This is a genomic window from Halomonas salinarum (genome assembly GCF_012062845.1).
Lineage (GTDB): Bacteria > Pseudomonadota > Gammaproteobacteria > Pseudomonadales > Halomonadaceae > Onishia > Onishia salinarum.
This window is the reverse complement of record NZ_WWNB01000027.1, coordinates 22,064-34,245: the sequence shown is the minus strand read 5'-3', so window position 1 is coordinate 34,245 and position 12,182 is coordinate 22,064. Positions and strand designations below refer to the sequence as shown.

Genomic DNA, 12,182 nt, shown 5'->3' with positions numbered 1-12,182 from the left:
CCGTTTATTTGCCCATTGGCGGCAGGGTATGCGTGGATCGTTTGCTTGATGGGAGCGGAATGAATCGAGAGGTTCACGTTCCGTTCTGCGAGAGGCTGCAGGGGAGGTTCCTGCGGTCTACTCACCACAAGCTTCACTGGTCTCTGGACGTTGCTCTCCGTGAAGATGCCTGCAAGATCCACTGCGGACAGGCGGCGGAAAATCTTGCGAGGGTCCGGAATATTGCGCTGAATTACCTGAAAGGGGAGAAGCGTTTCAAGGGGGGAATCCGGCGAAAACAGAAGAAAGCAGTGCTGGGTGAGACCTACCTGGCGGACATTCTCGCGGTATGAAAATTTTCATGCGTTTTCCCTGGCCCGGGTCCATTGATGCTGGGAAGGATCAGATTGCCAGTCTGGCCGGCAAGCCCATCGCCCTGTGATGGATGTCGTTCAAGCCCAGCACCGATGATACGTGGTATGCTGATACTCCGAGCTGCTACGTCATGGAGGCGTTATGAGCCGCCGGTGCAAGGGGCCAGGCCTACGAGTTCAGAGGCCATGAAGAATACCTTCGTATTCATGTGTATGGTGATGGCGATGACCCGGTGTTGGTGCCTGGCCGGCTTCAAGAGGTGGAGGGAGCCGATGCGTTGGAGACTTGCACCGGGTGGGAAAAATTTTGTGAGCTTGATTTCGGTGGGTTCAAGCCTCAGTTCGCCATGACGGTGATGGTCGAAACTTGTATTCACGTAAGTTCGTCAAGGACGCGGGCTTGATATACTATGCAATTGGACGCGGAGACTCAATGAAGGCATGGACGTGACATACCCATATGAACGTCGCCACTCACGGTGGTACGAACAATTTCTTTTAGGCTGGCCTTTTCAACTGCTGGTTGGGTTACCGTTAGTGATTGCGCTTCCGGCCCTTGATCGGTGGGGCTGGGGATTCTGGCAGACGATAACAGATCATCGTTTCAACACGATTATGGCCATTGCTATGGCCTTTATTGGCATAACGTTCTGCTTGCGTAGGTTTACACGTTTCCCCGGTGTACAGGTGGCATCCTATATAATACCCGCCGTAAGTTTGGCCTTTCTTTTGGTGGTAGCTGTTTTTTTCTTCACTAGAGAAGAGTATACGCGGCAAGTGGTGTTTTCGGGTTACCTGGTCTCTCTAGTCTGGTTTTTTGCAGGGTATTTTATTGGCCGGCGGTATCGCCGGTCGAAGGTTGCGGTCGTTCCTGTTGGTGATGCGGTTCATTTGAAGCCTACCGCCAATATTGAATTACGGCAGCTTTGTACGCCAGAACCGGACGGCACGCGTTATGATGCCATTGTGGCCGACCTGCGAAGTGATAGCCTTGGCCCGGAATGGGAAAAGTTCTTGGCAGAATGCACTCTTTGCCATATTCCAGTTTACCACGTCCGCCAGATGGATGAGGCGATCAGCGGCCGGGTGCGTATCGATCACCTCTCGGAGAATGAGTTTGGTTCATTAATGCCGTCTGCGATGTATGCTAGCGCCAAGCGCTGCTGCGATATTATCGGTGCACTAATGTTGCTCCCTGTTCTGACTCCCATCATGCTTGTAACTGCTTGGGTGATCAGGATGGATAGCCCGGGACCTGCGCTGTTTTTGCAACAGCGCATGGGCTATCGCGGCAAACCCTTTAAGGTGTTCAAATTTCGCAGCATGTACATTGATCAGCGTGGCAAAGGCTTTACCGATGGTGATAATGATCCCCGTATTACGCGAGTCGGCAGAGTAATTCGTAAGTGTCGCTTGGATGAGTTGCCTCAATTGTTCAATGTGCTGAAAGGGGAGATGAGCTTCATCGGGCCGCGGCCGGAATCCATGCAGCTCTCGGAATGGTACGAGCGCGATGTGCCTTTTTTCCGTTATCGCCATGTGGTGAGGCCCGGCATCTCGGGTTGGGCCCAAGTCGAGCAGGGGTATGCGGCTGAAGTCGATGGAATGATCACAAAGCTGCAATACGACTTCTACTACATTAAGCACTTCTCGCTATGGCTGGATATATTAGTGTTGTTCAAGACTATCAAGACGGTGTTTACCGGACATGGTGCGAGGTGAATTTTTTTATACGGGATGTGGATTGAGAATAGAGACAGCATAAAGCTGTAATGCCGGTCAGTTAACGCTGACTGGTATTTATCTTGGTGAGATACTTCTGTGGTCTGCGCCTGACCGTTTTGGAATGATATGAGCCCTTATCGGTAGTGCCCTGCAAAATCAATAGGTTGCATTGACGTGCTACACACATATGTGGTGTCTCCCCACCTAAATGTGGGGCATTTCGCGCCATCGGTAAACCCACAAAAGTGTGGGAAATTCCAAGATGTTCGGTGGCCAGCAGGCTAAGCGGCCTTGGAATAGGCACCAAAAAAACGCCAGTGCAGAAGGGCCATGGCCCTATCTGCACTGGCGTTTTTTTGTGTCTGAGTGATCTTACCCAGCAATCGTGTGTAATGTCCCCCTGGTTTCTGCACACCCTACGCGGCTAATGTAGGATGTGCCCGTTGTGCCCCATAGCCCAGAGACTGATGGGCTCGCTCTTCGTTGTAGTACCGGATCCAACGGTCGATCACCGCTCTGTCTTGGCCCAGCGACTCGAAGCGATGGAACCAGATCAGGTTATTTCCAGACAGCGTCGCGTTCCTGGAAGAACTCACCCAAGCTGCGTTCGCCTGTCAGATCATAGAGCGTATACCGGCGCCCGAGACGCGCACCGCCATCACGGGTCAAAGGTTGCCAGGCAATGTTGACGCGGTCACGGCTATAGGTGGTAAAGAAGGCATCGAGGGGGAGGCTGATATAGACCCCCTTGTCGAAGCTGCCTTCACCGAACTTGTCTCCGGCATCGGTGAAGGTGGCCCAGGCTCCCATACGTGCGCCTGAGGCAAACTCGCGGGAGAAATCAAAGGTCGCGCCTATATCCTTGGCCAGATAGCGGCCCACGCTGACCTTAGCGAGGATGTCCTCATAGCCGGTTTGCCAATAGGCATTCAGGTGCCCGGTGGTCGTCGAGTAATCTCGCAGGCTGAACTGTTGATCAAACTCTCGCTGACGGACGTAATTGACGTCAGCGCCAACCGCCCAGTCACTATTGAACGGGCGATACAGCACTTCGCTGCCCAACCCGGCATACATCATTTCCAGCAGCCCACCGTAACCCATGGCATACCAGTTCTTGCTTAGCTGCGTTGTCCGCGTGTATTGGAGGTTGGTGATGCCAAGACTTGCCTCTTTGAGATACTCCCCGATAAAGGTCCTCACCCGCGGCAGTTCAGAGTCGGCGACATAGTCGAACTGGTCGAAGTTATCGAGCACCGTCCAGCCAAGGCTGCCCGAAAACCAGCCATTAGTGTCTGTGCGCAGCTCGGCATTGGCCTGTAGCTGTAGCTGGTAGAGATACCCATCCGGCCCGCCAAGGTTTTGATTATAGCCGGGCCCGATACTGTAGCTTAACGGCGTCTCCTTCGGCTCATAGAGCACTTCATCGTACAGGCCGCGCTGGCGGGACGACTGCGAATAGACGCTGTAATGATACTGAGGCTCATCGGATGCCGATTGTGCCGCTGCGACGAAATCTGTCCGCGAGTGCACATCGTCACGCAGGTCCATACCACGAGCCTGCCAACGGTAACGGAACGTCGTGATATGCGCCGGGGCATATCGATGAAGGATGCGGTTGGCACGTCCCGCAGTCTTGGCCATTGAGCGGTACTTGGTTGGCGTAGCCTCCACGAGCAGGGTGTCACCATCTGTCGAAATACGATTGACCTTCACCCCGGCATTTTGCGCTAGGGAATCGATGGCTTCAGCCCAGTCGGTATCAGGCGTGGTCGGCGAAGCGTCAGTTGCTGACGAGGTGCCTGCTTCATTGGTCGTGTCACCAGCAGGGGGACCGGCAGTTGAAGATCCTTCCACCTCGAATGGCATGGTGTCGCGCTTGGCTTGCGATATGTTGGCCAGGTTGGTGCTTAGGGAGATGCCGGTCATCAAGGTGTTACCCCGCTGCCAGCCGGCATTCAAGGTCACGCTGTCGCTCAGATGGAATCGCGCGCCAATATTGAAGGGGGATTCCTGCTCGATGGAGCTGGTCGCTGGTTCACTTGAGTAGTCGTTACCTTCGTATTCAAGTTGAAGCACGAGAGGTTGCCAGGGTGTCTGGTACTCGACACCAGCGAATAGGGCGGTATTACCACTGAACAACTGATTAAGGTCGAAGTCACCGGTCGAGTCTATGCCGGTTTCCCCCTCGCGAGAGTCGAAGCGCTCACCCACTAAAGACAGGGGCGAGCCGAAATCACCTCGCGCACCGAGGTAGCCCCAACCTAGGCCAAGGCTGAAGTCGAGGTCATACCAGCGTTTGTTGGCCACTAGGTATTCTGCGCCAAACAGGGTGGTGCCACCGGCATCGCGAAGCCCTAGTGCCACCTCCGGAAGATAGCGACTTTCTTGCCAGAGCCTGAACTTGGCATCAAAGCCTTTGTCCAGGTAGTCCCGATTGCCCGCTATAGATTCGCCGTACAGGCGGTCGGTAATTTCACTGTAGCGAAAGCTGAATTCGAACCAGTCGAGGGGCTGTAGGCTGATGCTATACCGGCGGTAGGGCTCTGCTCGGTTGTAGTTGAAAGAGAATTGTCCAGCAGCGGCCATTCTGGCAGTGGGGTTCTGCATTAAGCCCACACCGCCGAAGTCGCTCTGATGTTTGCCTAAGTGTGTGCCGTGGGAACCATATTGCGGTAGCGACGGATAGGGTTCTTGCACTCCCATACCGTTATCACCGGAGGCAAAAAGGGAAGTGGATACGAAGGTGATGCCGGCGCCCAGCATAAAGTGTATGTGTCTAAATGAAGGTCGCTGGGCACGCCATAGAACCCGAGGAACAAAAAATAAGTTGGTCATCATGATGAACTGGCTAAAGGCTTGGTAGGCATGAAGCGCTTACACTCAGAGCCTGGCAAGCGTTTGGCGAGGATATGCGGCAAGGTGTAGTTAACCCACTCCGCGCTGGGAGTGGATTCTGACAAGGGCACAACGATACGGCCACCGGGCACAAGGTCGACTTGCTGGTGGTTCCATGCCGCCACGCCCAAACGAAAATACTGGCCTCCTGGCGAGACCCAGGTCACATAGTCGCTTAGGTTTGTGTCTCTTGCGGGCAAGGCTTCCAGTGCGTCGCCAAGTGTCATGTCCGGTTGATAAGCCATTTTTTCGACTCCACCGGCATGCCAAAGCTCGACCCAATCGGGAGGCTCGCAGTATCCGAAATGATGAATATCGCTGAGCGTTGGATTGTCTCGAGGGTGAGCCACCAAGTAGGCAACGTCTGCTCTTGCCAACGAGCGGCTAGCGTCTGGCGTTTCAAGGAAATATTCGACATGTTGCTGCCAGGCCCGCAGTCCCAGCGCCGATTGTGAGGCTTCTGCACTAGTGGCACGCTCAATTCGCTCCTCACTTAGTACTACCAACTCCTCCTTCAGCTGCTCCAGTGTGGCCTTTGTCTCTTCATGTTCCACACGGCGCTGATAAAAAGAATAAGCCGGTATCGCGGAAGGAATATCGGCTCTTAACCAAGCGTCACGAAGCGTCGTGTTGTCACTGACACTCAGCATTGTGGCCGGACTCTCTGCGTGTGATGTTGAATATGTCAGCAAGCTAATCGCCAGGATGGCAGATATGCGTGGCGTGCAAGCAAGGATGTTGCTGATTAAGGGCGAAGTCATGAAGGAAAACAACAGGTTGTAGGTTGGGAGTGCTAAGCAGTGGTATACGCCTGCGCGGCCTTTCGTAACAGTACTGGTTAATGGCTATCAGGCTCTAGGCGGCAACTAATCAGACCACCATGGTCTGGCGACCTGCCATGAGATATCAGGAGCCCCTGGCCACGGTTGTATGTCGCCGGCCCAGATACGCCCGGATTCTGCTGATCGCCAGAGTGTATTGATCGACGTTCCTGCGTCGTGCCAGTTCCATTCTTGCGTGCATCGCTGGAGTGGCAAGGTAGTCAAGGGAAGCGAGACAGAGGAGGCCGGGGCGCATTGAGTGGTTAGCGAGGCGCGAGCATGCCGTAATTGGCCGTCGCGGTCTTGCCAATAGGCATCCAGGCGTTGTGAGTCCAGCAGCGCCCTGTCGTAGCTCAGCCCCATCAGGTTGTTGTCAAATCCCGCTGTGGAGTAGGGTATGCCGTCTTTCAGCGCCAGGGTTGCCCGATCCTTTGCCTGCCAAAGTGTGGTACTACCATCAGCGTTCCCTTGGTACGCCATGATGGCCAGAGTCTTGTTGCCATCGATGGACAGAGCGAGCGAAGCGTACGGGACCTGCTGTGCATAAGCACTAATGTCGGCTGCTGACGGTCCGAAGAAAGCAGATAGGGTATCCCCGGTGGGGGTTGTTCCACCACCTGAACTGCAGGAAGCAAGGAGAACACATAAGGAGGCCGCCCAAGGGCGGCCTTTTTCTATGACTGACACCGTCATTAGATAGTGCCAGTTGTACCAGTCGTACCGGACGTACCGGACGTACCGTCATTTCCACTAACAGCCGATGCTGCCACGCCCACGGCAGCAGCAGCAGCCGCTACCGTACCGGCAATAGCTGCAGCAGACATGCCAGCAGCGGCTCCAGCAGCGGCACCACCTGCAGCGACACCGCCGGCAGCACCGGCACCGGCGCCGGCGGCACCGGCGCTTGCACCAGCACCGCCAGCGCCTGCACCAGCACCGCCAGCGGAGCTAGCACCCGCACCAGCGCTACTACCACTGCTTGCGCCGACGCCAGTTTCCCCGGCGCCTTGCGCGAAGGCGAGGGGGGACGTCATTAGGCCGATAATGGCGGTGATTGCCATCGTTTTCTTCAACATGGAAAGACTCCTTCCTTTGAGATTGCCTTGTCTGATGATAACCAACAGACATTACACATTAGTATCATGTGCACGAGCAGCTTAGAGGCCTCAATCCTACCGTCAAGTCCCCTTGTTGGGTACTGCCAATGATCGATTCGGATAAAAATGGAACATTAATTAAGTATGCACGCTAATTATTGTATGAATTTGTAGGAAATAAGCTACAAGTCTGTCCGTTGCCATCATGTGACTGGCCTGAGCTGCTGCTGTTATGTAGTATCCCGCCCCGATAGTTGTTTACGACTAAAGGCTGTACGCAATGTTGCTCAGCACCTTGCTGAAAAGTGCCTGAGCGCGATGTGGCGTTGCGCGAAAGCTTCTCGCGACGGCCAAGACGGCCCTATGCGGGCCCCCACGGGTGGCCGCATTGTTCGCGTAGGAGCCCCATACTTGAATGTTGATGGCCACATTGATGTGGCCGAGAACTGGCCTCAGGGATGCGCCGTGTACACCTTGGGGCGGTAGCGTGTCCGAATTTAACCAAGCTGAGAGCTTCGTATGTTCCACCGATTTCTGCGCGTCTGGTTGTTTGCTGGTGTTATAGCTGCCGGCTTGAGTGGTTGCGCCTGGGCGCCGGGCAGCCACATGGATTATGACGTTGAAAGCGCCCCTATCGATGATCTGGTGGATGTCCAGCCGATCACGCCAGGGTTGGTTGCTGCGTACCAGCGCTCGGTAAAAGGACAAGCCCGGCCGGCATCAGAGGAGTTTCGCCAGGCCCTCAAGGAATATGAGTACGAGGTTGGGCCTGGAGACATTCTCGATATCATCGTTTATGACCATCCTGAACTGACGATCCCTTCAGGTGAGCAACGCAGCCCAGCGCAAGCGGGCAATCTGGTGCGCAACGATGGCAGCATTTTTTACCCCTATATCGGCGAAGTCGACGTGCAGGGCAAAACCCTGGATGAGATCCGCCGAATTCTGACGACACGGCTGGTCGAGTACATTGCCGAACCACAGGTTGACGTGAAAGTCGCGGCCTATCGTTCCAAGAAGGCCTATGTGAGCGGGGCGGTCAATGAACCGGGCGCCCAGGCAATGACCAATGTGCCGCTTACCATTCGAGATGCGATCAGTCAGGCTGGCGGTACGAGTCAAAATGCCAACATGCATCGCGCCATCCTGACCCGCAATGGTCAAGAAACACCGATATCGCTCTACGCGCTGATGCGCTCGGGGGATCAGCAGGAAAATCGACTCCTGCGGGATGGTGATGTCTTGCATGTCACCTCAGCGGACGATCAGGCTGTGGCTGTGATGGGGCAGGTGCTTAGACCCGGGAACGTCGATCTTGGCAATGAGCGGCTGTCCCTGACCGATGCCATCGCACGAGCGGGGGGCATCAATGAAGCCAGTGCCGAGCCCTCAGGTGTCTTCGTCGTTCGTAATGCGCCAACCGACAGCCAGCAACTGGCTACGGTATACCAGTTAGATGTTCGCAATGCCGCCGCCTTTAGTCTGGGGCAGCGCTTCACACTCGAGCCTAATGACGTCGTCTATGTGACCACGGCGCCTGTTGCACGCTGGAACCGTGTGATTAGCCTGCTGCTGCCGAGTGTTAACTTGCCAGGCTCGCTTGCTGATACGTCAAACGATATTCGGAATCAGTAGCCCCATGTTCGATCGCATTCTTGTGGTTTGTATCGGCAACATCTGTCGCAGTCCTGTGGCCGAGGCATTGCTAAAGCAGCAGTTTCCTCATAAGCAGATATCTTCTGCAGGGCTGGGCGCCAGGGTAGGAGAGGGCGTTGATCCCAATGCCCGTCATCTTGGCGAAGCCGACGGCCTGCATCTGGCTGATCACCAGGCCCGCCAGCTGACTGCTGATATGCTGAATGAGGTGGACCTGGTGCTAGTCATGAGTGATGGCCAACGCCGGGCGGTGGGAGATATCTCGCCCGCGGCACTGGGTAAGACGATGCGGATTGGCCGTTGGCTAGGCGATAGTGGCGAAGATATTCCCGACCCGTATCGCAAGAGCCCGGAAATCTTCGAACTGGTGCATCGAAAACTCACCCAGGCTACTGCCACTTGGGCGAACAAGCTCTGATGGCGACGCTATCCTATTTCTTCTTTTATTAATGTTGGCCGGAACTTCTGTATATGTCACAAACGCCTGCTTCTCAAGCCAGTGATGAGATCGATCTGGGTCGGCTCTTTGGCCTGCTGATCGATCACAAATGGTGGATTCTCGGTATCACCGCGCTGTTTGCTTTCATCGGCATCGGGTATGCACTTCTTGCTACGCCGATCTATCGCTCCGAAGCGCTGGTGCAGATAGAAGAAGCGTCACCGTCGATGAACCCGTTGTCGGATGTGACGAGCATGCTGGGGGGAGAGCCGCCTTCGCAGGCCGAGATTGAGATCATTCGCTCCAGAATGGTGCTGGGCAAGGCCGTCGATCTTCTTAACCTGGAGTTGTTGGTTGAGCCACACCGTATGCCTCTGATCGGTGACTTCCTGGTGCGCAAAGGAGTCGAGCGCCCTGGGTTCGCCGCCGGTTGGGACAGTACTTGGGCGGGTGAAAGCATAACGGTCAGCGAAATGCCGGTCGTGGATGATTGGCGTGGTGAGACGGTAGAGCTCGAAGTTCTCGAGAATGATCGCTACCGGCTTTTTCATGATGGTGAGTCGCTGGGCGAAGGGCGTGTCGGTGAGTTGGAGAGTTTTGCCAGCGACGAAGTGGCAATGCGCGTATCAGAGCTCTCGGCGCCCGCCGGCGCGCGCTTTGACGTGACCCGTATCAAGCGTATGCAAGCCTTTCTCAACCTGCGCACAGACTTGGCGATCAATGAGCAGGGCCAAGAAACCGGTATTCTTAACTGGTCGCTGACTGGGCCACACCCGGCTGAACTCAAGAAAACGCTCAATACTGTCGCGGATATATATCTGTCACAAAATATCCGTCGCCAGTCAGAAGAAGCGCGCAAGAGTCTTGAGTTCCTCGACGAGCAGGTCCCCGAGGTCCGTGCCGAACTGGAAGCGGCAGAAAATCAGCTTAATCAGTTCCGCAAGAGTCAGGATAGCGTCGACTTGTCGCTGGAAACCAAGTCTGTGCTTGAGCGCATGGTCAACCTTGAGTCGCAGCTAAGCGAGCTTGAGTTTACCGAGGCTGAGATCTCTCGGCGTTTTTCCAAGGGACACCCCACCTATGCTGCCCTGCTGGAGAAGAAGGCGCAGCTGCAACGCGAGAAGGCTAACCTCAATGAGCGGGTTAGCAACATGCCGGAGACCCAGCAGGAGATCCTGCGTCTGAGCCGCGATGTAGAAGTGACGCAAGAAGTCTATGTTCAGCTGCGTAACAAAGTACAGGAAATGGAGATCGCCGAGGCTAGCACCGTTGGCAACGTCCGTATCCTTGATCCAGCCGATACCCTGCCTGAGCCGGTCAAGCCCAACAAGCCGCTTATCGTGGTGGTGGCCACCCTGTTGGGTGGCATGCTGGCTGTGGGAGGCGTGTTGCTTCGTGCAGCGTTTCATCGTGGAGTGGAATCCGCCGAACAAATCGAAGACCTGGGGCTGTCGGTATACGCCTCTGTTCCGCTCTCTGAAGAGCAGAGCAAGTTGGTCAAGAGCATCAAGCGCCAGAACGAAAAGCGCACAAAGAATGTGAGCGTGGGAATTCTGGCCGAACGGGCGCCGGCCGACCTGGCGGTAGAGGCACTGCGTGGCCTGCGCACAAGCTTGCACTTTGCCATGCTGGAAGCGACGAATAATCGTTTGATGATCACCGGCCCTAGCCCTGGGGTGGGTAAGAGTTTCCTGAGCACAAACCTTGGAGCGGTCTGCGCTCAGTCGGGTCAGCGCGTACTTGTCGTGGATGCGGACATGCGTAAAGGCCATATTCACGCGGCCTTCGGTGGCAAGAGCGAGAATGGTCTATCCGACCTATTATCAGGCAAACAAAAAACCGATGATGTGTTGCGTGAAACCAGTATTGGCGGGCTCTCGTACATTTCACGTGGTATGGCGCCCCCCAATCCCTCAGAACTGCTGATGAATGCCAACTTTACCCAGCTGCTTGAAGAGTGGAGCCAACGCTTCGATCTGGTGATCATCGATACGCCGCCAGTGCTCGCGGTAACGGATCCCTCTCTGGTGGGTAGCCAGTGTGGCACCACTCTGATGGCCGCCCGCTTTGAGCTCAATCCCGCCAAGGAAATTGAAGTGGCTCGTCAGCGCCTCCAGGCGGCCGGCGTCGAGGTGAAGGGCTGCATCTTGAATGCCATCGAGAGAAAGGCGGTTACCAGCTATGGCTACGGCTATTACAACTATTCCTACAAATAAGCAGGTTTCCCTTGAAGTGGGTTGGCTATTTTCTATTGCCGTTGTAATGGCGGTAATTGGGAGGTTGATATTGGCCAGCTTCGACACCCCGACGTGATCCGCTTGTTGGTACTCAACGCGCCCGCCATTACGCGTGTATTGACTAGCTCGAGGCTGTTCGCTGACTGCTATGTGATGATCGTAGCGAGCTACTCAAGGCGGTCTCGACCGAACTCAAGGAAACTGTTGTGATTTAGTTCATCACCTAATGCTTGCTGGACATCCGAAAGATCTGAGCCTTGCGGAACTGCGCATGCTTATAACCATCGATGGCCTCTGCACCTTCATGAACAACATCGCTGTTGTGGAGAGGTTTGTCGCCTATCGGTGGAAACCACACAGAACATCGTCGCTAAGTATCAGTACCGCAAAGACTCTCTGCAGTCAGTGCGCTGCGGGATGGAAATGGTCTCGTATTCGATATCAGACGCGAAGCTTTATTCATGCCGACCAAAATAACTTGACTATAGGCGGAAGACTTCGGTAGTGCAGCAGGGAACCCAAGTCCAAGGTTGCCCTCAGCGCCCTGAAGGTGGACCAGGCCACGGCCCGTTTAGAATCCACCTGCCAAGGAGGTCCAGTGGAAGCATGAGCTACCGGACAACGTCGAGTGCGGGCGCCAGGCAAGGGGCACTGGGGCTCCCTCCTAATTTAGTTGACCGGCCATGTGGTCTGGTCAATGGGGCTACTTCAGACTCCATGCCACAGGACTATAGTTATTGGCTGGCAACGGGCAAGATCATTCTGCCTATTATGGTGAAGATGAGTCCCGCGGTGTTCAAAGTTCTGAAATCTGGCGTGCTGGCCAGTCGCTTTATTGCTGCCATCAAGAAGCGGGATACTCGAACCTGCAAATACCGTTGGTGAATGCCGTGTCTTTATCTTAGGCGCGTCTATCCGAGATGGAGTCAGCGAATGCCTCCACTGGCTGCTAGTTGGCT

Annotated in this window: 10 protein-coding genes; 5 read left to right on the top strand and 5 right to left on the bottom strand. The window is 55.1% G+C overall.

What is annotated here, in order from left to right; translation table 11 throughout:
* Together HF027_RS14710 and HF027_RS14705 are read left to right on the top strand one after the other, a co-directional pair.
* Positions 1–332 (top strand): transposase (locus tag HF027_RS14710; RefSeq protein ID WP_425338681.1); only part of this gene is annotated, 332 nt, incomplete at its 5' end.
* Positions 333–794: 462 nt separating this feature from the next.
* Positions 795–2,075, top strand: a complete 1,281-nt coding sequence (locus HF027_RS14705) for a sugar transferase (protein ID WP_168016919.1) — start codon at positions 795–797, stop codon at positions 2,073–2,075.
* Positions 2,076–2,494: 419 nt separating this feature from the next.
* Here the strand turns inward: HF027_RS14705 and HF027_RS15910 are convergent, their stop codons facing one another.
* The 5 genes from HF027_RS15910 to HF027_RS14680 all read right to left on the bottom strand — a co-directional run bounded on the left by HF027_RS15910 (position 2,495) and on the right by HF027_RS14680 (position 6,770).
* Positions 2,495–2,674: an integrase core domain-containing protein gene (locus HF027_RS15910; RefSeq protein ID WP_425338680.1), complete on the bottom strand. Its 180-nt coding sequence runs from the start codon at positions 2,672–2,674 to the stop codon at positions 2,495–2,497.
* The gene (locus HF027_RS14695; RefSeq protein WP_245184871.1) at positions 2,637–4,916 is read right to left on the bottom strand and encodes a YjbH domain-containing protein; all 2,280 of its coding nucleotides are present in this window, start codon (positions 4,914–4,916) and stop codon (positions 2,637–2,639) included. The genes HF027_RS15910 and HF027_RS14695 overlap by 38 nt, the downstream gene beginning before the upstream one ends.
* A complete protein-coding gene (locus tag HF027_RS14690; RefSeq protein WP_168016915.1) occupies positions 4,913–5,665 on the bottom strand; it encodes a capsule biosynthesis GfcC family protein in 753 nt (250 codons plus the stop codon). The genes HF027_RS14695 and HF027_RS14690 overlap by 4 nt, the downstream gene beginning before the upstream one ends.
* A gap of 174 nt (positions 5,666–5,839) precedes the next feature.
* Positions 5,840–6,487 (bottom strand): YjbF family lipoprotein, encoded by a 648-nt coding sequence (locus tag HF027_RS15905; protein WP_168016913.1) that lies wholly within the window; start codon positions 6,485–6,487, stop codon positions 5,840–5,842.
* 100 nt (positions 6,488–6,587) lie between these two features.
* Positions 6,588–6,770: a hypothetical protein gene (locus HF027_RS14680; RefSeq protein WP_168016911.1), complete on the bottom strand. Its 183-nt coding sequence runs from the start codon at positions 6,768–6,770 to the stop codon at positions 6,588–6,590.
* A 640-nt stretch (positions 6,771–7,410) separates the two neighbouring features.
* On the opposite strand from HF027_RS14680, the gene HF027_RS14675 reads away from it, so the two are divergent.
* The 3 genes from HF027_RS14675 to HF027_RS14665 are packed head-to-tail and all read left to right on the top strand — an operon-like array spanning position 7,411 to position 11,202.
* The gene (locus HF027_RS14675; protein ID WP_168016909.1) at positions 7,411–8,526 is read left to right on the top strand and encodes a polysaccharide export protein; all 1,116 of its coding nucleotides are present in this window, start codon (positions 7,411–7,413) and stop codon (positions 8,524–8,526) included.
* 4 nt (positions 8,527–8,530) lie between these two features.
* The gene (locus HF027_RS14670; protein WP_168016907.1) at positions 8,531–8,965 is read left to right on the top strand and encodes a low molecular weight protein-tyrosine-phosphatase; all 435 of its coding nucleotides are present in this window, start codon (positions 8,531–8,533) and stop codon (positions 8,963–8,965) included.
* Between the two features lie 53 nt (positions 8,966–9,018).
* Positions 9,019–11,202 carry a polysaccharide biosynthesis tyrosine autokinase gene (locus HF027_RS14665; protein ID WP_168016905.1) on the top strand — a complete coding sequence of 728 codons (2,184 nt, stop codon included), beginning with the start codon at positions 9,019–9,021 and terminating at the stop codon, positions 11,200–11,202.
* The last annotated feature ends 980 nt before the right edge of the window (positions 11,203–12,182 follow it).